General features: G+C 74.5%; 23 protein-coding genes and 1 tRNA gene. 2 read left to right on the top strand and 22 right to left on the bottom strand.

Features of this window, described 5'->3' with window-relative positions:
• Positions 1-17: 17 nt before the first annotated feature.
• The 11 genes from IG63_RS0107710 to IG63_RS0107660 all read right to left on the bottom strand — a co-directional run bounded on the left by IG63_RS0107710 (position 18) and on the right by IG63_RS0107660 (position 12,112).
• Complete coding sequence (locus IG63_RS0107710) at positions 18-695, bottom strand: L-ribulose-5-phosphate 4-epimerase (RefSeq protein WP_030483799.1); 678 nt, start codon at positions 693-695, stop codon at positions 18-20.
• Positions 692-2,359, bottom strand: coding sequence for a ribulokinase (gene araB, locus IG63_RS0107705; RefSeq protein ID WP_030483798.1), 1,668 nt, complete (start codon positions 2,357-2,359; stop codon positions 692-694). The genes IG63_RS0107710 and araB overlap by 4 nt, the downstream gene beginning before the upstream one ends.
• Positions 2,356-3,408 carry a LacI family DNA-binding transcriptional regulator gene (locus tag IG63_RS0107700; protein WP_211249249.1) on the bottom strand — a complete coding sequence of 351 codons (1,053 nt, stop codon included), beginning with the start codon at positions 3,406-3,408 and terminating at the stop codon, positions 2,356-2,358. The genes araB and IG63_RS0107700 overlap by 4 nt, the downstream gene beginning before the upstream one ends.
• Positions 3,405-4,427, bottom strand: a complete 1,023-nt coding sequence (gene yjfF / locus IG63_RS0107695; RefSeq protein ID WP_030483796.1) for a galactofuranose ABC transporter, permease protein YjfF — start codon at positions 4,425-4,427, stop codon at positions 3,405-3,407. Before yjfF ends, IG63_RS0107700 begins: the two co-directional genes overlap by 4 nt.
• Entirely contained in the window at positions 4,424-5,515 is a 1,092-nt protein-coding gene (locus IG63_RS0107690) for an ABC transporter permease (RefSeq protein WP_084596815.1), read from the bottom strand. The genes yjfF and IG63_RS0107690 overlap by 4 nt, the downstream gene beginning before the upstream one ends.
• The gene (locus IG63_RS0107685) at positions 5,512-7,113 is read right to left on the bottom strand and encodes a sugar ABC transporter ATP-binding protein (protein WP_051706347.1); all 1,602 of its coding nucleotides are present in this window, start codon (positions 7,111-7,113) and stop codon (positions 5,512-5,514) included. Before IG63_RS0107685 ends, IG63_RS0107690 begins: the two co-directional genes overlap by 4 nt.
• A gap of 104 nt (positions 7,114-7,217) precedes the next feature.
• Positions 7,218-8,192, bottom strand: coding sequence for an ABC transporter substrate-binding protein (locus IG63_RS0107680; RefSeq protein WP_245604361.1), 975 nt, complete (start codon positions 8,190-8,192; stop codon positions 7,218-7,220).
• A gap of 231 nt (positions 8,193-8,423) precedes the next feature.
• Positions 8,424-9,482: an aldose epimerase family protein gene (locus IG63_RS0107675; protein ID WP_030483792.1), complete on the bottom strand. Its 1,059-nt coding sequence runs from the start codon at positions 9,480-9,482 to the stop codon at positions 8,424-8,426.
• A 14-nt stretch (positions 9,483-9,496) separates the two neighbouring features.
• A complete protein-coding gene (locus IG63_RS0107670; protein ID WP_030483791.1) occupies positions 9,497-10,516 on the bottom strand; it encodes a LacI family DNA-binding transcriptional regulator in 1,020 nt (339 codons plus the stop codon).
• A gap of 31 nt (positions 10,517-10,547) precedes the next feature.
• Entirely contained in the window at positions 10,548-11,129 is a 582-nt protein-coding gene (locus IG63_RS0107665) for a cysteine dioxygenase (protein WP_036194842.1), read from the bottom strand.
• Positions 11,126-12,112 (bottom strand): amidohydrolase family protein, encoded by a 987-nt coding sequence (locus IG63_RS0107660; RefSeq protein ID WP_157210070.1) that lies wholly within the window; start codon positions 12,110-12,112, stop codon positions 11,126-11,128. The genes IG63_RS0107665 and IG63_RS0107660 overlap by 4 nt, the downstream gene beginning before the upstream one ends.
• Positions 12,113-12,217: 105 nt before the next feature.
• Here IG63_RS0107660 and IG63_RS0107655 point away from each other — a divergent pair, with 105 nt between their 5' ends.
• Entirely contained in the window at positions 12,218-12,610 is a 393-nt protein-coding gene (locus IG63_RS0107655; protein ID WP_030483788.1) for a low affinity iron permease family protein, read from the top strand.
• A 22-nt stretch (positions 12,611-12,632) separates the two neighbouring features.
• Here IG63_RS0107655 and IG63_RS0107650 read toward each other — a convergent pair whose 3' ends face one another.
• The 10 genes from IG63_RS0107650 to IG63_RS0107605 form a co-directional block, all read right to left on the bottom strand.
• A complete protein-coding gene (locus IG63_RS0107650; protein WP_030483787.1) occupies positions 12,633-13,109 on the bottom strand; it encodes a DUF427 domain-containing protein in 477 nt (158 codons plus the stop codon).
• A 90-nt stretch (positions 13,110-13,199) separates the two neighbouring features.
• Positions 13,200-13,772 carry a hypothetical protein gene (locus IG63_RS0107645; RefSeq protein ID WP_157210069.1) on the bottom strand — a complete coding sequence of 191 codons (573 nt, stop codon included), beginning with the start codon at positions 13,770-13,772 and terminating at the stop codon, positions 13,200-13,202.
• A 106-nt stretch (positions 13,773-13,878) separates the two neighbouring features.
• Positions 13,879-14,577, bottom strand: a complete 699-nt coding sequence (locus tag IG63_RS0107640) for an anti-sigma factor domain-containing protein (RefSeq protein ID WP_030483785.1) — start codon at positions 14,575-14,577, stop codon at positions 13,879-13,881.
• Positions 14,574-15,116: an RNA polymerase sigma factor gene (locus IG63_RS0107635; protein ID WP_036194710.1), complete on the bottom strand. Its 543-nt coding sequence runs from the start codon at positions 15,114-15,116 to the stop codon at positions 14,574-14,576. The genes IG63_RS0107640 and IG63_RS0107635 overlap by 4 nt, the downstream gene beginning before the upstream one ends.
• A gap of 67 nt (positions 15,117-15,183) precedes the next feature.
• Positions 15,184-15,798, bottom strand: coding sequence for a class F sortase (locus IG63_RS0107630; RefSeq protein ID WP_157210068.1), 615 nt, complete (start codon positions 15,796-15,798; stop codon positions 15,184-15,186).
• Positions 15,799-15,833: 35 nt separating this feature from the next.
• A complete protein-coding gene (locus IG63_RS0107625; RefSeq protein ID WP_036194708.1) occupies positions 15,834-16,670 on the bottom strand; it encodes a DUF4397 domain-containing protein in 837 nt (278 codons plus the stop codon).
• A gap of 104 nt (positions 16,671-16,774) precedes the next feature.
• Positions 16,775-17,266 (bottom strand): hypothetical protein, encoded by a 492-nt coding sequence (locus tag IG63_RS0107620; RefSeq protein WP_157210067.1) that lies wholly within the window; start codon positions 17,264-17,266, stop codon positions 16,775-16,777.
• Between the two features lie 213 nt (positions 17,267-17,479).
• Positions 17,480-17,566 (bottom strand) — tRNA-Ser (locus IG63_RS0107615).
• A gap of 96 nt (positions 17,567-17,662) precedes the next feature.
• Complete coding sequence (locus tag IG63_RS0107610; RefSeq protein WP_030483780.1) at positions 17,663-18,097, bottom strand: nucleoside deaminase; 435 nt, start codon at positions 18,095-18,097, stop codon at positions 17,663-17,665.
• A gap of 29 nt (positions 18,098-18,126) precedes the next feature.
• Positions 18,127-18,693 carry a tRNA adenosine deaminase-associated protein gene (locus IG63_RS0107605; RefSeq protein ID WP_051706342.1) on the bottom strand — a complete coding sequence of 189 codons (567 nt, stop codon included), beginning with the start codon at positions 18,691-18,693 and terminating at the stop codon, positions 18,127-18,129.
• Positions 18,694-18,804: 111 nt separating this feature from the next.
• Here IG63_RS0107605 and upp point away from each other — a divergent pair, with 111 nt between their 5' ends.
• Positions 18,805-19,446, top strand: a complete 642-nt coding sequence (gene upp / locus IG63_RS0107600; RefSeq protein ID WP_030483778.1) for a uracil phosphoribosyltransferase — start codon at positions 18,805-18,807, stop codon at positions 19,444-19,446.
• Positions 19,447-19,464: 18 nt separating this feature from the next.
• Here the strand turns inward: upp and IG63_RS20515 are convergent, their stop codons facing one another.
• Positions 19,465-21,552 carry a sensor histidine kinase gene (locus IG63_RS20515; RefSeq protein ID WP_036194706.1) on the bottom strand — a complete coding sequence of 696 codons (2,088 nt, stop codon included), beginning with the start codon at positions 21,550-21,552 and terminating at the stop codon, positions 19,465-19,467.
• Positions 21,553-21,643 lie beyond the last annotated feature (91 nt).

The following is a 21,643-nucleotide window of genomic DNA, read 5'->3' as shown; positions in this document are numbered from 1 at the left end:
GGGTCGGCCGGCCGGGCTCAGCGCTGGCCGTAGACGTGCTGGTAGCGGTCGTGGAGGTGGTCGATGCGGTCCTGGGGGATCGGGACGGGGGTGCCGAGCTGCCGCGCCAGGTGCACGGTGCGGGCGACGTCCTCGCACATCACCGCGGCCTTGACCGCCGCCCGGGCGGTCGGCCCGACGGTGAAGGGGCCGTGGTTCTGCATCAGCACCGCGGGCGAGCGGCTGCTGCGGAGCGTCTCGACGATGCCGCGCCCGATGGAGTCGTCGCCTATGACCGCGAAGGGGCCGACCGGGATCTCGCCGCCGAACTCGTCGGCGCCCATCGTCAGCACGCACGGCACCGGCTCCCCCCGCGCCGCCCAGGCCGTGGCGTACGGCGAGTGGGTGTGCACCACCCCGCCCACCTCGGGCAGGTGGCGGTAGACGTAGGCCTGCGCCTCGGTGTCGGACGACGGCGCGTGCTCCCCCTCCACCACGCGGCCGTGCAGGTCGCAGACGACCATCGACTCCGGCGTGAGGTCGCCGTAGGCGACGCCGCTCGGCTTGATCACCATGAGGTCGTGACCCGGCACCCGCGCGGAGACGTTGCCGGCGGTCCAGACGACGAGCTGGTAGCGGGTGAGCTCGGCGTGCAGCGCCGCGACCTCCTGCCGCAGCGTCGCCACGGTCGCCCGCGCGGCGGCCACCGCGGTCACCGGGCCACCGCCTCGCGCCGCAGCGCCCGCAGCCGTCGCATCGTGCCGGGGTCGCGACCGAAGGCGTCGTGCAGCAGCCGGTACTCCGCGAAGAGCCGGTCGTACGCCGCCGCGCGGCCCTCGTCGGGCAGGTAGGCGTCGCGGACCACGCGGCCCATCCGGGCGGCCGCGGCCGCCACGTCGGGGTAGCACCCGGCCGCCACCGCCGCGTGGATGGCCGACCCCAGCGCCGGGCCCTGGCTGGAGCCGGCGAGCGACAGCGGGAGCCGCAGCACGTCGGCGTAGACCTGCATCAAGAGGGCGTTCTTGGCCAGGCCCCCGGCCACGACGAAGTGCTCGACGGGCACCCCGGCCTCGCGGAAGGTCTCCACGATGACGCGGGTGCCGAAGGCCGTGGCCTCGAGCAGGGCGCGGTAGGTGTCCTCCGGGCGGGTGCCGAGGGTCTGACCCACCACGAGCCCGGAGAGCTCGTGGTCGACGAGCACCGAGCGGTTGCCGCTGTGCCAGTCGAGCGCGACCAGTCCGTGCGCGCCGACCGGCTGGTCGGCGGCGAGCCGGGTCAGGTGCTCGTGCAGGTCCTCCCCGGCCGCGGCGGCCGCGGCGGCGTACGTCGCGGGCACCTGGGTCTCGACGAACCACCCGAAGATGTCGCCCACGCCGCTCTGCCCGGCCTCGTAGCCCCAGGAGCCGGCGACGATGCCGCCGTCGACGACCCCGCACATGCCCGGGACCTCGCGCAGCACCTCGGCGCTCATGACGTGGCAGGTCGAGGTGCCCATGATCGCGACCATCTCGCCCGGTCCGGTGGCCTGGGCGGCCGGCGCCGTGACGTGGGCGTCGACGTTGCCGACGGCCACCGCGATGCCCTCCGGCAGCCCGGTCCAGCCGGCGGCCTCGGCGCTGAGCCCGCCCGCGCGGTCCCCGAGCCGGCCCAGCGGCTGCGCGACCTTGTCGTCGACGAAGCCTCCGAAGCCGGGCGCCAGCGCCTCGAGGAAGTCGTGGGAGGGGTAGGCGCCGTCCTGCAGCACGCCCTTGTAGCCGGCGCTGCAGGCGTTGCGCACGTAGCGCCCGCACAGCTGCCAGACGATCCAGTCGGCCGCCTCGACCCAGCGCTCGGTGCGGTCGTAGACCTCCCGGTCCTCCTCGTAGAGCTGCAGCCCCTTGGCCAGCTCCCACTCGGAGGAGATCAGCCCGCCGTAGCGGGAGAGCCAGCTCTCCCCCCGCTGCTCGGCGAGGGCGTTGACCCGGTCGGCCTGCGGCTGGGCGGCGTGGTGCTTCCAGAGCCTGGTGTAGGCGTGCGGCCGGTCGGCGAGGTCGGGCAGCTCGTTGAGCGGGGTGCCGTCGGCGAGGGTCGGCACCATGGTGCAGGCGGTGAAGTCGGTGGCGATGCCGACCACGTCGCCCGGATCGATCCCGGCCGCGGCGAGCGCCTTGGGGACGGCGGTGCGCAGCACGTGGCGGTAGTCCTCGGGCACCTGCAGCGCCCAGTCGGGCGGCAGCGGCACCTCGCGGCCGGCGAGCGAGGCCGGCAGCGCCCGCTCGAGCACCTCGTGCGGGTACGGCGTGACGGCGGTGCCGAGCTCGGCGCCGTCGCCGACGCGCACCACCAGGGCGCGGCCCGACAGGGTGCCGAAGTCGACGCCGACGACGTAGGTCTCGCTCACGGGGTCCTCCTGGGGTCGCGCGGGGAGTCAGGGACGGGCGCGGTGCTGGCCCGGCGCACCAGCTCGGGTCGCAGCAGCCGCCCCCCGGGGGCGGGTCCGCCCGGGCCGAGGGCGGCCTGCAGCAGCTCGATGGCCCGCCTGCCCACGGCGGCGAAGTCCTGCCGCACGGTGGTCAGCGCGGGCAGCAGGTAGGCCGACTCGGGCAGGTCGTCGAAGCCGACGACGCTGAGGTCGTCGGGCACGGCGCGGCCGGCCTCGTGGAGCGCGTGCAGCACCCCGATCGCCATGTGGTCGTTGGCCACGAAGACGGCCGTGACGCCGAGGTCGGCGGCCAGGCGGCGGCCGGCGGCGTACCCGCTGGCGACCGTCCAGTCACCGGTCAGCGGCTCCGGGGGGCGCAGGCCGGCGACGTGCAGCGCGGTGCGCCAGCCGTCGAGCCGCGCCCGGGCCTCGGTCCACTCCTGCGGACCGGCGACGTGGGCGATCCGGGTGTGACCGAGCCCGAGCAGGTGCTCGGCGGCCAGCAGGGCGCCCGCGCGCTGGTCGACGCCGACGGTGAGCCCGGCGCGGGAGAGGTCGCCCTCGACGACGACCACGGGGACGCCGCCGGTCTCCTGGCGGCGGGCGATCTCGATCGACTCGTCGTTGGCGGCGTTCATCACGATCGCCTCGACGCGCTGGTCGCGCAGGTGCTCCACGGCCTCGGCGAGGCTGCCGCGCGTGACCTCGGCGAGGTCGACGGCGCTGACGAAGTAGCCGGCGTCGCGCGCCGCGCCCTGCACCGCCCGGTGGATCGTGGACGGCCCGTAGAACTCGCTCTTGGTGGCGATCAGACCGATCGTGCCGGACCGCCGGGTCACCAGCGAGCGGGCCGCCGGGTTGGGCCGGTAGCCGAGCTGGGCGATGGCCTCCTCGACCTTGGCCCGGGTGGCGGGTCGCAGGTGGGGCGCGCCGTTGACGACGCGCGAGACGGTCTGCAGCGAGACCCCCGCCAGGCGCGCGACGTCGGCCATCACCGGCGTCCGGTCGCCCTGCCGCACGACGCTCACGGCTGCCTCCGCGTGGCGAGCCGCTGCACCATCACGAAGGCGAGCAGCAGCACGCCGATGGTGATCTTGGTCCACCACGAGCTGAGCGTGCCGTCGAAGGAGATGAAGGTCTGGATGGTCCCGAGCACGAGCACGCCGACCAGCGAGCCGACCACCAGGCCGCGGCCACCGGTCAGCAGGGTGCCGCCGATGACCACCGCCGCGATGGCGTCGAGCTCCATGCCGACGGCGTGCAGGCTGTTGCCGGAGAGCATGTAGAGGCTGAAGAGCAGGCCGCCGAGCGCGGCGCAGAAGCCGCTGACGGCGTAGACCGCGACCTTGGTGCGCGCCACCCGCAGCCCCATCAGCAGCGCGGAGGCCTCGCTGCCGCCCACGGCGTAGACGGTGCGCCCGAAGCGCCTGCGGGCCAGCACGTACGCCGCCACGACCACCGTCGCCAGCGCCACCACGGCGGTCCAGGTCGTGTAGTAGCCGCCGGGCAGCGTGATGGTGGCGAACGCGATCGTGGAGAAGGTCTCGTCGTCGATGGGGATCGACCGCTCGGCCAGCAGGAAGCACAGCCCCCGCGCCAGGAACATGCCCGCCAGCGTGGCGATGAAGGGCTGGATGCCGAGGTACTGGATCAGCACGCCGTGCAGCAGCCCGATGACGGTGCCCACGAGCAGCACGGCGGCGATGGCGGCGGGTGCCGCCCAGCCGGCCTCCAGCGTCCTGGCGGCGATCACGGTGGAGAGCGCCACCACCGACCCCACCGAGAGGTCGATCCCTCCGGTGAGGATCACGAAGGTCATGCCGACGGCCAGCACGATCAGGAAGGCGTTGTCGAGGAAGAGGCTCAGGAAGACCTGCGGGTCGGCGAAGCCCTCGTAGCGGATCCCGCCGGCGGAGAAGAGCGAGAGGAAGACCACGACGGTGGCGATCACCGGCAGGTAGCGCTGCCCCGGCGACCACGACCGCACCCGGTCCCACGTCGAGGGGACGACGCTGCTGCCGACCGGGGTGTCGGTGGCGGCGCTCATGCCGCACCTCCCGCCACCGTGCGGGCCGGCGTACGTCGCCGACGGAGTGCGTGGCGCACCTGCGGCGACTGGATCAGGCAGACCGCGATGACCGCGATCGCCTTGAAGACGTAGTTGGTCTGGGAGGGGATGCCGAGGTTGGTGATGGTCACGGCCAGCGTGGTGATGAAGAGGGCGCCCACCACGGTGCCGGCCAGCGAGAAGCGCCCGCCGGCCAGCGACGTACCGCCGATGACGACGGCGAGGATGGCGTCGAGCTCGATCCAGAGCCCGGCGTTGTTGGCGTCGGCGGCGTTGGTGTTGCCGGCGATCATCAGGCCGGCCAGGCCGGCGCAAAGCGCGACGAAGACGTAGACGGTCCAGATGATCGTGCGGGAGCGGACGCCCGCCAGCCGGCTCGCCTCCGGGTTGATGCCCACGGCCTCGACGAGCATGCCGAGCGCGGTCCGGCGCACGACGAAGGCGGTCAGCCCCAGGACGGCCAGCGCCACGAGCACCGCCACGGGGACCTTGGCGACGTGGCCGACGGCCAGGCCCGAGAGGACGCCGTTGGTCACCGTGGTGATCTGGCCGTCGGTGACCAGCATCGCCAGGCCGCGCCCGGCCGTCATCAGCACCAGGGTGGCGATGATCGGCTGGATGCCGAGCACCGAGACCAGGAAGCCGTTCCACAGCCCCAGTGCCACGCAGCACGCCAGCGCGAGGGACATCGCCACGACGGCGGTGCTCGCCGCCCCGGGGTCCGGCGACCCGGCGATGTGGACGCAGGCCACCGCGCCCGCGATGGCGGCCACCGCGCCGACGGAGAGGTCGATGCCCCGCGTGGCGATGACCAGGGTCATGCCGAGCCCGATGAGGACCAGCGGCGCGGCGTTGCGGGCGATGTTGACCAGCGGCCCGCTGAGCCGGTCACCGGAGAGGTCGACGAGGAGGAAGGTCGGCGTCGCCACGGTGTTGACCGCCAGCAGCAGCACGAGCGCCAGCACCGGCCACACCAGCGGGCTGCGCCGCGCGGTCTCCAGCCTGCTGGCCCGGCGCTCGGGCTCGGTGGCCTCGGGCAGGTCGGGCGGGGTGAGCGTGTCGGTCATCGCGGGGCCTCCCCGTCGGTCGTCTCCGTCAAGTGCGTGTGGGTGGCCTCGGCGGCGATGGTCTCGAGCACCTCGCCGACGGTCAGGTCGCCGCCCTCGCGCTCGGCGATCTTGCGCCGCTCCCGCATCACCACCACCCGGTCGGAGAGGCGCAGCACCTCCTCCAGCTCCGCGGAGATGAAGACGACCGCCATCCCGCGGCCGGCGAGCTCGGCGACCAGCTGCTGGATCTGGGCCTTGGCGCCCACGTCGATGCCGCGGGTCGGCTCGTCGAGCAGCAGCAGCTCCGGCTCGGTGAGCAGCCAGCGCGCGAGGAGCACCTTCTGCTGGTTGCCGCCCGAGAGGTTGCGCATCAGCGCGTGCGGGTCGGCGGGTCGTACGTCGAGCGCCTCGAGGTAGCGCGCCACCAGCGTGGTCCGCTGGGCGGGTGGGATCGGGCGCAGCCAGCCTCGTGAGGCCTGCAGGGCGAGCAGCATGTTGTCGGCGACGGTGAGGTCGCCGATGACGCCCTCGGCGCGCCGGTCCTCGCTGGCGAAGGCCAGCCTCCGGTCGATCGCCTGGCGCGGGGTCCGCACCCGCGCACGGCGTCCGTGCACCTCGACCTCGCCGGTGTCGGCGGCGTCGGCGCCGAAGAGCAGCCGGGCGAGCTCGGTGCGCCCGGATCCCAGCAGGCCGGCGAGGCCGACCACCTCGCCCTCGTGCACCTCGAGGTCGGTCGCCTCGAGCGCGCCCTTGCGGCCCAGGCCCAGGACCTTGACGACCGGGGTGCGGTCGCGGTCGACCGGCGGGGCCTCCTGCCGGTCGAGCCGGTCGAGCGTCTCCAGCTCACGGCCCAGCATCAGGCGCACCAGCTCGAGCTGCGAGGTCTCGCTCACCAGCCGCTCGCCGACGAGGCGGCCGTTGCGCAGCACCGTGAGCCGGTCGGCGATCTCGAAGACCTGGTCGAGGAAGTGGGAGACGAAGACGATCGCGGTGCCCTGGTCACGCAGCGTGCGCACCACCTCGAAGAGCCGGGCGACCTCGTCGGCGTCGAGGCTCGAGGTCGGCTCGTCGAGGATCAGCACGCGGGCGTCGACGTCGACCGCCCGGGCGATCGCCACCAGCTGCTGCACGGCGATCGGGTGCTGGCCGAGCACCGAGGCCGGGTCGACGTCGAGGCCGAGCCGCTCGAGGGTCTGCCGCGCCCGGCGTCGCATGGCCCGCACGCCGATGCCCCCGAGGAAGCGCGGCTCCCGGCCGAGCAGCATGTTCTCCGCCACCGTGAGGTTGGCGCAGAGGTTGACCTCCTGGTAGACGGTGCTGATGCCGGCGGCCTGCGAGTCGGCGGGCGAGGCGAAGCTCCGCTCCTGGCCGTCGACCACGACGGTCCCGGCGTCGGGGGCGTAGACCCCGGTGAGCGCCTTGATCAGCGTCGACTTGCCGGCGCCGTTCTCGCCCATCAGGGCGTGCACCTCGCCGGGGTAGAGCCGCAGGGCCACGTCGTGCAGCGCCGGCACGCCGCCGAAGGCGATGCTCAGGCCGCGCAGCTCCACCACGGGCGCGGCGTCGCCCGGGCGGCGGGCGGTCTCGGGCAGCGGCTCGGTCCTCGCCTGCGACATGGGGGGCTCCCTCGCGTCTCGTCGGGCTGCGTGGCAGGCCGGTCGGGGCCCTCTGGGATCGGGCCCCGACCGACGTCGGGTGGCGGTGGTGGCGCCGGTGGCGCTCAGTACTGCCGGTCGGGCAGGGCCTCCTTGGCCTGCTCCTGGGTGAAGGTGGTCTCCTCGGTGACCACGCGCTTCTCGACTTCCTCGCCGGCGACGACCTGCTTGGCGAGGTCCATCAGCTGGGGGCCGAGCAGCGGGTTGCACTCGACGATGAAGTTGATCTCGCCGTTGGCCAGGGCGGTCATGCCGTCCTTGACCGCGTCGACGGTGATGATCTTGATGTCCTCGCCCGGCGTCAGGCCCTCGGCCTTGATCGCCTCGATGGCGCCGAGACCCATGTCGTCGTTGTGGGCGTAGACGACGTCGATGCCGTCCTCGGAGCTGAGGAAGGTCTCCATCACCTTCTTGCCGCCGTCGCGGGTGAAGTCACCGGTCTGCGAGGCGATCACCTCGATCGCGTCGTCGGAGCCGATGACGCTGTTGAAGCCCTCCTCGCGGTCGATGGCCGGGGCGGAGCCGGTGGTGCCCTCGAGCTGCACGACCTTCACCGAGCCGTCACCGTCGACGTCCATGTCGGAGGCGTTGTCGACCAGCCACTGCCCGGCCTTCTCGCCCTCCTCGACGAAGTCGGAGCCGAGGAAGGTGGCGTAGAGCGAGTCGTCCTCGGAGTCGACCGAGCGGTCGGTGAGGATCACCGGGATGTTGGCCCGCTTGGCCTCCTGCAGCACGGTGTCCCACCCGGTCTCGACGACCGGGCTGAAGGCGATCACGTCGACCTTCTGCTGGATGTAGGAGCGGATGGCCTTGATCTGGTTCTCCTGCTTCTGCTGGGCGTCGGAGAACTTCAGGTCGATCCCCTCGGCCTCGGCCGTGTCCTGGATCGACGTGGTGTTGGCGGTGCGCCAGCCGCTCTCCGCGCCCACCTGGGCGAAGCCCATGGTGATCGTCTCGTCGCCGCCGGAGCCGCCCGAGCCGCTGTCGCCGCCGGAGTCCGAGCTGCCGCAGGCGGAGAGCGAGGCAGCACCCAGAGTCATCGCCGCTGCGGCGATCAGGCTTTTCCTCAACACAGTGGTGGTCCTCTCGATCGGGGGCCGCGTCGCCCCTGTGACGCTTGTCACGTTCGATACGTGTGAGCGCTAACATTCGACGACGTCAAGGGGGCTCGTTCGACTTTCTGACCTGCAAGGACAACTGCGTTCGACGAATTGTGAGCGCTCACGCATACACGCGGACGAATCGGACGTGCTCGCGGGGTGGGCGGAGGCTCAGAGGGCGTGGAAGCGCCACTGCACCCGGCAGCGGTAGGTCTCCCCCGGCCGCAGCCGCGCGTCCCCGAGGTCGGCGCGGTTGGGGGTGTCGGGGTGCCGCTGGGGCTCCAGGGCCACGCCGTCGCCCTGCCGGTGCCGCCCACCGGTCGTGCTCGGCACGGTGCCGTCGAGGCCGTTGCCCGTGTAGACCTGCAGGCCGGGCTGGTCGGTGCTCAGCTCGACGCCCGTGGCCACCCGCGGCGCCTCGAGCCACGCCACCGGACGCACGGCGCCACCTGCGGCGTCGGGCTCGCTGGGCCCGTCGAGCACGTAGTCGTGGTCGATGCCGCGGCAGGCGAGCAGCTGCGGGTGGTCCTGCCGCACCACCTCGCCCACGGCCCGCGCCTCGCGCAGGTCGAAGGGCGTGCCGGCGACCGGGGCCGGGGGGCCGGGCAGCGGGATGCCGGTCTCGTCGGTGGGGAGGAAGGAGGAGGCGGCGACCCGCAGCCGGTGGTGGTCGACCGTGCCGCTGCCCTCCCCCTCGAGGTTGAGGTAGAGGTGGCTGGTCAGGTTGACCACGGTGAGGGCGTCCGTGGTGGCCTCCAGGTCGAGCACCACCCGGTCGTCGCCGACCTCGAAGCGCGCCGTGACCTCCAGACGGCCGGGGAAGCCCTGGTCCCCGTCGGGGCTGGTGAGCCGGAGCACCGCACGGGAGGCGTCGTGCGCGGCCAGCGTCCAGATCCTCCGGTCGAAGCCGTCCGGCCCCCCGTGGAGGTGGTGGCCGCGGTCCACCAGACCCACCTGCACCTCCTCGCCGTCGAGGGCGAAGCGACCGTGGGCGATCCGGTTGGCGTAGCGGCCGATGGTGCCGCCGAGGTAGTCGGTGCCCGCGAGCATCGCCTCGGGGTCGGGGTGGCCGAGGGCGACGTCGCGGCGTACGCCGTCGCCCCCGGTGACCCAGAGCCGGTGCACCGTGGCGCCGAGGTCGAGCAGCTCGAGCACCGGCCCCGGGGCGCGGCCCAGCACCACGCGGCGTACCGGACCGAGGGAGGAGGGACCGAAGTCGTCGACGGGCATGCCCGGGAGGCTACTCAGCGGGTCGTCGACGCCCGCACGACGAGCTGGGGCGCGACGAGCTCCGCCTCCGGTGCCACCTCGCCGGCGAGGGCCCGCAGGGTGAGCTCGACCGCCCGGCGGCCGAGCGCGCCGAAGTCCTGGCGCACGGTCGAGAGCGGGGGCCAGAAGTTCGCGGAGTCGGGCGTGTCGTCGAAGCCGACGACCGCCACGTCGCCGGGCACGTCGCGCCCGGCCTCGTGCAGCGCCCGCAGCACCCCGAGCGCCATGGCGTCGTTGCCGGCGAAGACGGCGCGCACCGAGGGGTCGGCGGCCAGCTCGCGGCCCGCCTCGTAGCCGCTCCGGGAGGTCCAGTCGCCCACCAGCTCGCGGCCCTCGGCCCCGTGCCGCAGGAGCGCCGCGCGCCAGCCGTCGCGCCGCATCTGCGCCTCCACCCAGTCGAGGGGACCGGTCACGTGCACGACCGTGCCCGGCCGGGCCACCTCGAGCAGGTGCCGGGTCGCCAGCTCGCCCCCGAGCGCCTGGTCGATGCCCGCGGCCAGGGGCTGACCGGGCGAGACGCCCTGCACCAGGACCACGGGCACGGGCAGCCGCAGGGCGGCCACCGCGTCGAGGGCGTCGCGGCGGGTCACCTCGACCACCACGGCCTCCACCGCGCGGTCGAGCAGCCGGTCGACGGTGCTGCGCAGCGCCTGCGGCGAGATCTCCGGGAGCCCGACCTGCGCGACCTCGTAGCCCGCGTCGTGGGCGGCGTCCTGCACCGCGGTCGCGATCATGCCCGGGCCGTAGAAGCCCAGGTGGGTGGCGACCAGCCCGATCAGCCCGGAGCGGTTGGTCACCAGGGCACGGGCCGCGTGGTTGCGGCGGTAGCCCAGGTCGGCCATCGCCCGCTGCACCCGCTCGCGCGTCTCGGGCCGGACCAGCGACTGCTCGTTGAGCACGCGCGAGACCGTCTGGTGCGAGACCCCGGCGAGCGCGGCCACGTCGGCCATCGACGGAGCGCGCCGAGCCGAGGCGTCGCGGGGCGGTCGGCTCATGGCCGCATCGTAGGGCCGGGTCCGGACCCGCTCAGTCGATCGGGCGCAGCTCGTCGGCGTACGACAGCGACACCCGGCGCAGCAGGCCGGCGTCGTCGACGGCGTACTGCCCCATCCGCCACAGCGGCGGGCTGTAGGCGTGCACGCTGACCGAGCCGTGCCGGGCGCCGTTGAGGCGGTGGATGTGGTCGGGGCCGAAGGAGAAGACCGAGCCGGCGGCGACGGAGGTCTCGCGAGCGCCCGCGAGCAGGGTCAGGTTGCTCTCGACGAGCTCGCCGCGCACCACGGCGACGGCCCCGGAGGAGACGTCGTGGTCGTGCCAGCCGGTGTCGTTCTCGGGCACCCAGCACAGCAGCCAGAGGTCGACGTGGGTGTCGCGGTGCAGCGAGGCGTAGACCCGCTGCTCCCCGTCGAAGCCGACCAGGTGCTCCCAGGTCTCCGGCTGCTGCGCGACGGCGGCCGCCAGCGCCTCGAGCTCGGCGGGCTCGAGGTCGCGGTCGCGGTCGGGCAGGTCGGTGAGCCGCAGCGTCGCGTCGTACGACGAGAGCGGCGCGGCGGCCTCCGCCGGCACTCCCGTCGCGCGCTCCGCCGTGGGCGGCGCGAGGGTGCTCACCCCGCCAGGCTGGTGCTGGTCCATGTCGGTGCTCCTTCGGGTCGTGCGTTGGGGAAGGCGGTCGCCGGGCCTGTCACGGGAGACAGGCCCAGCAGCCGACGAGGGTTGGCGACGCGGACCGCGTGGGTGGCGGCGTCGCCGAGCAGGTGGGCGAGCGGGGCGGCGTACGGCCGGTCGCTGCCGAGCACGAGCGGGTCGACGCCCAGCACGCGGACCAGCGCCTCGAGGGTGCGGGCGCCGTGGCCGGAGGTGTCGACGTAGACCTCCGGGTCGACGGCGGTGCGCTCGCCGCCGCGCAGCCCGTGGCGCTCGGTGAGCAGCGGCGCGAGCCCGGCGCCCGCGCCGAAGACCACCCGCAGGTCGGGGAACCACGAGCGGGCGTCGAAGGCGTGCCAGGCCCACCAGGCCGCCTGGAGCTGCGCGGAGTAGCCCACGACGGGCGCCCACCAGCCGGGCAGCGCCTGCTCCCCCGAGACGGCGTGCGCCGGCCCGGGGTGCACCAGCACGGCCGCACCCCGCTCCTCCGCGACCGCGAGGACCGGGGCCGCGCGCTGCCAGGCCCCCGGGGTCAGCAGGTCGGTGGCTGGCAGCTGCACCCCGACGAAGCGAGGGTCGCCGAGCAGCGCGTCCAGCTCGGCCAGGTCGGGCTCGAGCGAGGCGACCGAGGCCCAGCCGCGGAAGTGCTCGGGCAGCGCGCGCACGCCGCGGTGCCACGCGGCCAGCAGCGGCCGCGCCACCGGGGGCAGCAGCTGCTCGATCCCGAGCGGCGCCGACAGGCTCACGCAGGCCAGCGCCACCCCGTCGTCACGGTCGGCGGCGGCGCGCGCGGCGGGGTCGTGGGCGTCGGGCACCACGTCGTACGGCGCCTCCCCCTCGAGGTGCAGCGTCCAGCCGCGCAGGTACGGCGCCCGCGTGCGGGCGCGCAGCCGGTCGACCAGCTCCTCGGGCCAGAGGTGCTGGTGCACGTCGACGGCGGACGTCATGGTCGTCTCCCCAGGTATAAAACGTAACTGGATCGACTTTATCTTGTTTTGAGCCTCACGCGGCGCGTCTCACATCTCGGCGCGCCCCGGCCTAGATTGCGCTTCATGCAGCGAGACGCCGCCGAGGACCGCCACCGCGCCGATGGTCGCAACGCCTTCGAGCGCTTCGTGGAGTGGGGCCACCGGCAGGCCAGCTCGGCGCCCTTCTTCACCCTGTGCCTGGTCGTGGTCGTCGGGTGGGCGCTGAGCGCGCCGCTGTGGCCCAACCTCAAGGAGTGGCAGTACGTCATCCACACGACCGCCTCGGTGGTGACGCTGCTGCTGCTGGCGCTGCTGGAGAACTCCGGCCGCCGCGCCGAGGAGGCGGCCCAGGAGAAGCTCAACCTGATCGCCGAGGGGCTCGCCGAGCTGATGGACTCGCGCGCCGCCGACGACCCCGCGCTCTCCGAGGCCACCAGCAAGCTGCGCGAGGCGGTCGGCCTGGAGGAGCGTCACTGAGCGCGCTGCTGAGCCGAGCGGCTCACCAGCCCAGCGTGCCGGGAGCCCCCTTGAAGGGACCGACGACGTCGTCGGTGATCCACCCGGCGTAGAAGCCGCCCTCCTGCGGCCGCACCCGCTCGCCGTCGACGAAGCACGCGACCTGGGCGGGGTGGAAGGCGTAGTAGCCCGCGATCGGCACGAAGCCGGGGGTGGGGTCGTCGTAGGCCCACGCCGCGCGCGGCACGTCGAGCACGTCGGCGTACCTCGCCACGCCCTTCCACTCGCAGACGCTGCTGCCGCTCGCGGGCCGCAGCACGTCGGCGACGACGGAGTCGGGCGGGAGGTACCAGGTCGGCGGGTGGCTGGTCTCGAGCACGCGGTACGCCGCCCGGGTCTCGGCCACGAGCGTCTCGCCGCGGCGTACGACGACGTGGCGGTCGGAGGGCACCAGCGCCGGCGGGCGGGGGTAGTCCCACACCGACTCCTGCCCCGGTCCGGGCTCGATCCTGCGCACCATGGCTCCAGTCTCTCAGCAGGGGTGGTGACCCGGCGGGGCCGTGACCAGGGGACGGGGGGCACGGCACCGCCGGGTCCGGCGGGCCTCCGTTCAGAGGCGGCCGAAGGGACGCGGCGTGGCGTAGCCGAAGGTCGCGTCCTCGGCGAAGGCCTCGACGCCGAAGGTGGCGTCGAGGGCACCGGCGGCGGTGTCGGTGAGCGTCAGCCGCAGCGCGCCGAGGTCACGCCGGTCGGAGCGACGGATCTTGAAGAGGTCGACCCGGCCGACGTCGCCGATGCTGCCCGCGACGACGCCGCTGACCCGGTGGCGCCGCAGGTCGATGGTGAAGTGGGAGAGCGCGATGGTGGCCGCGCCGGCCGTCAGCGAGAGCCCGCCGGAGTGCCGGATCTGCAGCTTGCTCAGGCGGATGTCGGTGATCGGGAAGCGCGCGGCCAGCGTGCCCCTGGTGGGGAACGCCGTCGCGCCGGCCAGCGGTGCGGGCGTGATGCCCGCTGAGGCGATCAGCTCGTAGACCGGTGGGGCCACGGTCACCTGCGTGAAGCCCACCTTCGCGTGGGCGCGCGGGTTGTGCTTGCCGTGAGCCGAGGCGGGCGCCGAGGTGCCGACGACCAGACCGGTCGCCGCCACCAGGGCCGCCACCACCGCTGCCAGTGCTCGCTTCATCTGTTTCTCCCTCCCAGGTCGGCCGGCGGGTCCGGCCGTCGGGAGGTACTTCGCGGGCTCTCGCCCGAGCGGATGCACGTCTCGGCCGATCGCCTCACAGGTCGCCTCAGAGGTCTCCGCGCAGCACCGAGGTGACCGAGTGGCCCGGGTCGCCGTCGTCGTCCTCGAGGCTGATGTCGACCGCGCTGTAGGAGGCCAGGATCGAGTCGGCGACGTCGAAAGAGCCGCCCTCGGGGCCGACCTGGCCCAGCGGCAGCATCTTGTTGGTCGCCGGGTCGAGCAGCCACGCGTAGTAGAAGCGGGTGCCGCCGGCCGGGGAGAGGTCGCCGGTGCGGATCCGTACCTGGGTGTGGCCGGGCTCCGCGGCGTACAGCTCGACCTCGCCGCCGACCGCGGGGTCGACCTCGCCGTACGCCTCAAGCGGGGCGACCGCGACCGGCGCGGGCGCCGGCGACGGCGAGGCCGACGGCGGCTCCTCGCGCTGGGTGACGACCGCGGTCACCGCGCCTCCGACGAGCACGCCCACGACGGCTGCGGCGGCCGCCATCGCCAGGGCCCGGCGACGTCCGGGCCGCCGTGGCGCCTGCGGCGGTGGCGGCAGCGACGGCAGGTCCTGGGGCCGGCCGGGGTCGCCGAGGGTGCGGGCGCTGCGCCGCAGCAGCGCGTGCCCGACCGCCACCTCCACGAGCTCGGCGCGGCACTGCTCGCAGGTCTCCAGGTGAGCGCCCGCGGCGACCGCCTCGGCGCTGTCGAGGTCGCCGGTGAGCAGGCCCGCGAGGTCCGGGTGCTCCATGTCGCTGCTCACGAGTCGTCCCCCAGGTGCTCGTCACGGATGATCCCGGCCAGTCGCCGGGTGCCGCGGGCCGCCCGCGCCTTGACGGTGCCGAGGGGCACGTCGAGCCGGTCGGCGATCTCGCGTTGGGTCAGGTCGGCGTAGTACGCCAAGTCCAGCACCTCCCTCTCGTGCGCGGGGAGCCGGTCGAGGGCGGCGCGCACGAGCGCCGCGTCGGCGTACGTCGCGGCGGTCTCACGGCCGTCCTCCCCCACCAGTCCGCGCACGCTGTCGACGTCGACCACCCGGTCGCGGCGGCGCCGTACGGTGTCGACGGCCCGGTGGTGGGCGATGGTGAAGAGCCAGCTGCTGAAGCGCTGCTCCGGCTGGTAGCGCCCCGCGTGGCGCCAGACGTCGAGGAAGGTGCGCTGCAGCACGTCCTCGGCCTCGTCGGGTCCGACGAAGCGGCGCAGGTAGCTCAGCAGCGACGGCCCGTAGAGGGCGTAGGCCTCCTCGAGAGCAGCCTCGTCCTGCTCCGCCAGCCTCACGCCGAGCGCCTGCCCCGGGTCCACGACGGTGCTTCGTCGCCGGCACCGCCTCCGGTTGCCTCCGTCGCCGACTGGGCGGCCCACCTCGGGCTCAGGTCCGGCTGGCGACCACGACGACGTTGGCCTGGTAGCCGCCCGCCTCCGGCAGGTAGGGGCCGCCGCAGGTGACCAGGTGCAGCCGCGGCGGGCCCTCGCGGGAGAAGAGCGCGTCGAGGTCGACCACGGCCTTGTCGACCTGGCGCACCTCCTCGACGCGGTAGCGCACGGTCTCCTCGCCGACGTCGAGGACGACGTCCTGGCCCGGCCGCAGCGCCGTGATCCCCGCGAGCGGCCCGATCCCCTCCTCAGCGGTGTCGACGTGGCCGGCGACCACGGTGGCGCCCCGCGGGTCGAGCGGACCCGGGCCGAAGCGGTACCAGGCGGCCGCGAAGGGCGTCTCCGGCAGCGCCATCCCCCCGCGGTCGTCGACCCCGAGCGCACGCACCGGCAGCTGGAGGTCGAGCGCGGGCACCCGCAGCCCCGTCGGCGGGCGCGGCTCCCGCGCCTCGGGAGGCGACTTCTCGGTCCGCACGGCGCGCGGCGGCCGCGCGGGCGACGCCGTCGGCTCCGCGGCGCGCGCCTGCGCAGTGCTCGCGACCTCGCGCGGCGGCGTACCGTCGCCGACCAGCCAGGCGGTCACGAGCGCGCCCAGGAGGGCTGCCGTCACGACGACGACAGCCCTCCCGGAGGTGTCCAGCCGCGTCACCGGCGAGCGGCGCTCCGCTGCGGTCGCACCACGGCCAGGGCGACCGAGCCCGCGACGAGCGCGCCCAGGGCCATCCACCAGCCCGTCACGCCGCCGGCGTACAGGTCCGCCGCCTGCCCACCGCTGCCGGCGGCCACACCGCCGGGCGCGGAGTGCACGCCCGAGATGGTCTGCACGGCGAGCTGCAGGTTGTCGGCCTCGGCGCTGCCCCACGCGTAGACGATGGTGCTGGTGCCCTCGGCGAGGTCGAGGTCGGCCGGACCGATCGCGACGGTGTCGGTGCCGGCCAGGACGACGTCGGCGCTGATGGTGCCGGCCGGGACCTCGGTGCTGTCCTCGTTGGGGTTGGTCAGGTCGGTGAAGACCGGGGCACCGTCGGCACGCACGTCGACCGCGGGGGCGGCGGCGGTGTGACGGACGGTGACCCGGGCCTGACCGGCGGCGACCGCGGAGGTGTCGTTGACGAAGGGCGTCAGCGCCGGGTTGCCCTCGGCGTCGAGGTTGGCCGTCACCGTGATGTTGGCGCCGGCCGGCACCTCGACCCCGGAGGCCTCGACGACGGCGTCGGCGTCGGCACCCGCCCCGGCCTCGGTGACCTTCAGGTCGTAGGAGCCGGCGGGCAGCGCCACCGGGTCGGTGAGCGTGCCGGGCTCGAAGTCGGTGAGCAGCGGCTCGCCGTTGGCGTAGACGTCGACCGTGGCGTCGGGGATGGCGTGCAGCACCGAGACCTGGGCGTCACCGCCCGAGTCGACCGCCTGGGCGGGTGCGGCGAGGGCGACGGAGGCGAGCGCGAGGGGCAGCGCCGCCAGCAGGCGGGGGATCGTGAGCTTCATCGGAACCTCTCGGAGTGTGCGGACAGGACCACGCCGTCGGCGGGGTGTCCTCACTTCGCGCGCCGACCCCTCTGCGGTTGCCTGCACCTGCGGCGGGGACGCCCTCAGCCCGGGCCGACGTCCAGGAAGGTCAGCTCGCGATCCCCCACCGTCAGGCTCTGCAGCGCCTCGATGAAGTCCTCCCCCGTCAGGTCGACCCCGGGCGGCAGCGGCTCCTCCGACAGGTCGACGCCTCCGCCGCCCCCGCGGATCTCCTCGCCGAGCGCGAGCTCGACACCGAAGACGGTGACGTCGACGCCTCCGTCGTCGGCAGCGACCACGCTCGAGCGGTGCGGGAGGAGCACGACGGTGGCGCTGCTCCTGCCCAGCAGCGAGAGGTACCGGTAGCCCCCGATCTCGGGTCCGAACCCCAACGTGCCGGAGATCGCGGCCTGCATGCAGGAGTTGTCCGGGCCGTCGACGAGAGCCCTCCTGCGCCCGGGCAGGTCGACGCAGGTGATGCTGAGGACGCGCTGGTGGCTTTCCCCGGCCACCTGCCCCTTGCGGTCTGGCCCCGCGAGCGGCACTCGGCGGCTCTTGCGCCGCTTCCCCTTCACGAGGTCCCCACCTCCTTGTTGGCGTGAGACGCGCCCGCACCGACCTTCGTCTCGTCAAGGGCCTTCGCCCGCGTCGGCCCCCGCCCGCTCACGGTCGACACCGTAGGTGCGCCCGCGGAGCTGCGCTCCCGAATCCCCGTTCCGGACCGGGCGGCGTACGCCCGGACGCAGCAGACCCCGCCTGGGACGTGCCCGGACGGGGTCTGGTTGCGGCGGTGGCGGAGGGATTTGAACCCTCGGTGGGCTTGCACCCACAAACGCTTTCGAGGCGTTCTCCTTAGGCCGCTCGGACACGCCACCGCCGGAGAGGCTACCGGACGGCGCGCCGGCCGCTCCAATCGCGGTCGTGGGTCCGGCGACGCGCTGGGGCGCGTCCTGGGACTCACGACCTGCAGGTCAGGAGCGGTGGTGGGTGAAGAAGTCGTCGAGCAGGGCGGTCGACTCCTCGGCCAGCACGCCGCCGAGCACCTCGGGGCGGTGGTTGAGGCGGCGGTCGCGGACGACGTCCCACAGCGAGCCGACGGCGCCGGCCTTGTCGTCGTACGCCGCGAAGACGACGCGGTCGACGCGGGCGAGCACCGCCGCGCCGGCGCACATGGTGCACGGCTCGAGCGTCACCACGAGCGTGCAGCCGGTGAGCCGCCACTCCCCGCGGGCGAGCGCGGCCGCGCGCAGGGCCACGACCTCGGCGTGGCCGGCGGGGTCGTGGTCGCGCTCGCGCACGTTGGCCCCGCGGCCGACCACGTCGCCCTCGGGACCGACGACCACCGCCCCGATCGGCACGTCGCCCCACGCGGCGGCGGACGCCGCCAGGTCGAGCGCCTCGCGCATGGGGCCGCGCCAGGCGTCGAGCGCCGGCGTCACGCCCGGTCGTCCCGGTCGACCCCGCGATCGCGGTCGTCGAGGTCGTCGTCGTCCTCGTCGGGGACCTCGACCGGCTCCCGGGGGCTGTCGTCGAGGTACTCCTCGAAGTCGTCGCCGAAGCCGAGCTCGTCGGCGATGGCGGCGAGCAGCTCCTCGGGCACGGGCTCGTCGTCGATCAGGGCAGCGAGGTCGGGCGCGCTGACGCCGGCGTCGACGAGCAGGCTGAGGTCGCCCGCGGGGCCCGGCTCCTCGTCCTCGTCGACCTCCACGCCCAGCAGGTCGGCGACCGAGCGGGCGAGGTCCCACTCCAGGGCCGCGGTGACGTCGGAGAGCACCACCTGGGTGCGGCCCTCGTCGCTGCGCACGAGCAGCGCGAAGTCGTCGCCCACCGAGATCAGCGCCAGGGCGTCGGGGTCGGGGTAGCGGCGCAGCTCCTCGGCCACCGCCACCACGTCGCCGAGCGCGCGGTCGGGCAGGTCGTCGAGCTGCCACTCGCCGTCGTCGAGGTAGGCCACGACGGCGAGGTCGACCTCGTCGACCTCGGCACCATCGAGCTCCGTCATCGCCCGCTCCCGTCGGCTGTGGCCGGCACGCCACGACGATCGTGTCAGAACCGGACCGCCGCGACCACCGCGCCGAGGCGTGACCTCCCGGGCAACCTCTACGGTGCTCCCATGCGCCTGCACGTCGTCGACCACCCGCTCGTCGCCCACAAGCTCACCGCGCTGCGCGACCAGCGCACGGCGTCGCCGGAGTTCCGGCGGCTCACCGAGGAGCTGGTCACCCTGCTGGCCTACGAGGCCACCCGCGACGTGCGGGTGGAGCCGAGCTCGATCACCACCCCGGTCTCGCCCACCGAGGGCGTCTCGCTGAGCCGTCCGCGCCCCCTGGTCGTGCCGATCCTGCGGGCCGGCCTCGGGATGCTCGAGGGGATGATGCGGCTGGTGCCGACCGCGGAGGTCGGCTTCCTCGGCATGGTGCGCAACGAGGAGACGCTCGAGGCCTCGACGTACGCCGAGCGCCTGCCCGCCGACCTGTCGGGCCGGCAGTGCTACGTGCTCGACCCGATGCTCGCGACCGGCGGCACCCTCGCCGCGGCCATCAACTTCCTCACCGACCGGGGCGCCGACCACATCACCGCCATCTGCCTGCTGGTGGCGCCCGAGGGCGTCGCCAACCTCGAGGCCGGCCTGGCGGGGGTCGACGTGCCCGTCGCCGTGGTGACGGCGGCGCAGGACGAGCGACTCAACGAGAAGGGCTACATCGTGCCGGGGCTCGGCGACGCGGGCGACCGGCTCTACGGCCTGGCTGAGTAGCCCGAGGAACGGCGCGGCTCAGCGGCCGGCGGACCCGCCCTGCACCGGCAGCAGCGGCTCGGGGGTGGGACGGCGGGCCGGGAGCCAGACCGTGACCTCGGTCCCGTGCCCCTCCGCTGAGCGGATGCCGACGTGGCCGCCGTGCAGCGCCGCGATGGCCTGCACGATCGTGAGCCCGAGACCGGTGCCCTGCACCGCCTGCTCGGTCGCGCTCTGGGAGCGGAAGAAGCGGTCGTAGAGCCGGTCCTGCTCCGATGCCGGGATGCCCGGGCCGGTGTCGGTGACGACGAGCTCGGCGCCGTCGTCGGTGACGCGCACCGCGAGCGAGACCTCCCCGCCGTCGGGGGTGAACTTCACGGCGTTGCCGAGCAGCTTGCCCAGCATCCGACGCAGCTGCGCCGGGTCGGCGTCGTGCACCACGGGCCGTGCTGGCAGCGTCAGGCGCACCTCCAGGCTCCGGTTGCGCAGCGCGGGCGTCAGCTCGTCGTGGGCGCAGCGGGCGACGTCGCGCAGGTCGACGGCCTCCGGCTCGATCTCCAGGCGCGAGGTCTCGATCTCGGAGAGCGTGAGCAGGTCCTCCACCAGGCTGAGCAGCCGTCGGCTGTTGCGGTCGACCCGGTCGACCACGTCGAGCTGGTCGACGCTCAGCTCGCCGGCCATGCCCTCCTCGAGCACCTCGGTGTAGCCGATGATGCTCGTAATGGGCGTGCGCAGCTCGTGGCTGACCGTGGCGACGAAGTCACCCTTGACCCGCTCGAGGTCCTGCAGCCGCTCGTTGGCGGCCCGCTGGTGCTCGAGGGTCTCCAGCAGCGCCTGCTGGGCCAGCTCGCGCTCGGTCACGTCGACGGCGGTGAGCATGTAGCCGGCCGCGTCGCCGTGCTCGTCGAGCACGGGCGAGACGACGATCTGCGCCACGTGCTGGGTGCCGTCGAAGCGGCGCGAGTGCCACAGCTCGGTGGTGCGCCCCTGCTCCACGCTGGCCTGCCAGAGGTCGGCGACGACCGGCGCGGTGCCGAGCTGCTCGGCCATCCGGCGCAGCTCCTGGTCGCTCCAGAGCACGTCGGGCACCTCGCCGATGACCTGCTCCGCGCGGTAGCCCCACAGCTCCTCGGCGGCCGGGTTGAAGACCGAGATGCGGCCGTCGGGTCCGGTGGCCACGATGGCGGAGCCGGCAGCGGAGAAGATCAGCCGCTCCAGCGTGGCCCGCTCGGCGGCCGACTTGGCCGCGGCCCGCCGCTGCTGGGTGACCACGACCGAGATGGGCAGCAGGATCAGGCCGCAGTCGAGCAGGAAGAGCTGGAGCACCGCGTTGACGCCGTCGGGCGGCAGGCCCCACCGGCCCTCCAGGGCGGCGATCGGCCCGACGCCGAGCAGGGTCATCAGCCCGGCCAGCACGCTGAGGCCGACCAGCACGAGCGAGGCGTCGCGCAGCGTGCCGCGGAAGGCGTGCCAGGCGAACATCGGCATCACCGCGAAGACGACCGGCGCGGGCACCAGGTCGCTGAGCACGACCGCGCCCACCCCGAGGGTGACGACGGCGGAGCCGACCCGCTCGCCGAGCCCGGCCAGTGGCCGGAAGCGGTTGTGCGGCACGAAGAGCGGCAGCAGCACGACCATCGCCGCCGCCGTGCCGCAGAAGGTGCTGACGAGGGCTGCCGTGCCGACCTCGAGGCCCGTGACGGTGGAGGTCGCCGAGACGCCCACGGTGGCGACGGCGGATCCCGCCGCTGCGGCGCCGATCAGGCGCGACACGTCGCCCTCGTCCTGCATCGCGACCTGCTCACGGCCGCGCCGCAGCAGCTGCCACGTCGTGGTGCTGGCGGCGGCGTACCCCAGCGCGAGGCCGGCCGAGACGTCCCAGCCGTGCCCGCGCTCGGCCCACGCCAGCAGCGTGACGCCGGCGAGCACCGCGACCACGGCGGCGCTCCAGCGGGTGGGCACCAGCAGGAGCAGGGCGACGCCCAGCGCCGCCGGGACCCACGCGATCGGCATCTGCGCCGCGGCGCCGGGGGCCGGCACGAGCACCAGGGCGAGCGCGACGGTCAGGACGAGCAGCGCCGGCGGGAGCACGCCGTACCGGGCCAGTCGCACGGCACGGGCGCGCACCGGCAGACCCCAGGGCGCAGGCGCTGCTGCGGCATGGTGTGCGTGCACTGTGCTGATCTCCCCGTCGGCCACGACTCGTGTCGGTAGGAGG

This window comes from Nocardioides aequoreus (genome assembly GCF_000720335.1).
GTDB classification, from domain to species: Bacteria; Actinomycetota; Actinomycetes; order Propionibacteriales; family Nocardioidaceae; genus Marmoricola; species Marmoricola aequoreus.
This window is presented reverse-complemented; position numbering and strand designations above follow the sequence as displayed.

Coding starts and splice junctions, on each gene's coding strand:
- IG63_RS0107610 (WP_030483780.1), bottom strand. CDS start 18,097: ATGCGCGAGGCGCTCGACCTGGCGGCGTCCGCCGCCGCGTGGGGCGAC.
- yjfF (WP_030483796.1), bottom strand. CDS start 4,427: ATGAGCGCCGCCACCGACACCCCGGTCGGCAGCAGCGTCGTCCCCTCG.
- IG63_RS0107680 (WP_245604361.1), bottom strand. CDS start 8,192: ATGACTCTGGGTGCTGCCTCGCTCTCCGCCTGCGGCAGCTCGGACTCC.
- IG63_RS0107650 (WP_030483787.1), bottom strand. CDS start 13,109: ATGGTGCGCAGGATCGAGCCCGGACCGGGGCAGGAGTCGGTGTGGGAC.
- IG63_RS0107670 (WP_030483791.1), bottom strand. CDS start 10,516: ATGAGCCGACCGCCCCGCGACGCCTCGGCTCGGCGCGCTCCGTCGATG.
- IG63_RS0107625 (WP_036194708.1), bottom strand. CDS start 16,670: ATGAAGCTCACGATCCCCCGCCTGCTGGCGGCGCTGCCCCTCGCGCTC.
- IG63_RS0107655 (WP_030483788.1), top strand. CDS start 12,218: ATGCAGCGAGACGCCGCCGAGGACCGCCACCGCGCCGATGGTCGCAAC.
- IG63_RS0107645 (WP_157210069.1), bottom strand. CDS start 13,772: ATGAAGCGAGCACTGGCAGCGGTGGTGGCGGCCCTGGTGGCGGCGACC.
- IG63_RS0107660 (WP_157210070.1), bottom strand. CDS start 12,112: ATGACGTCCGCCGTCGACGTGCACCAGCACCTCTGGCCCGAGGAGCTG.
- IG63_RS0107690 (WP_084596815.1), bottom strand. CDS start 5,515: ATGACCGACACGCTCACCCCGCCCGACCTGCCCGAGGCCACCGAGCCC.
- IG63_RS0107675 (WP_030483792.1), bottom strand. CDS start 9,482: ATGCCCGTCGACGACTTCGGTCCCTCCTCCCTCGGTCCGGTACGCCGC.
- upp (WP_030483778.1), top strand. CDS start 18,805: ATGCGCCTGCACGTCGTCGACCACCCGCTCGTCGCCCACAAGCTCACC.
- IG63_RS0107685 (WP_051706347.1), bottom strand. CDS start 7,113: ATGTCGCAGGCGAGGACCGAGCCGCTGCCCGAGACCGCCCGCCGCCCG.
- IG63_RS0107605 (WP_051706342.1), bottom strand. CDS start 18,693: ATGACGGAGCTCGATGGTGCCGAGGTCGACGAGGTCGACCTCGCCGTC.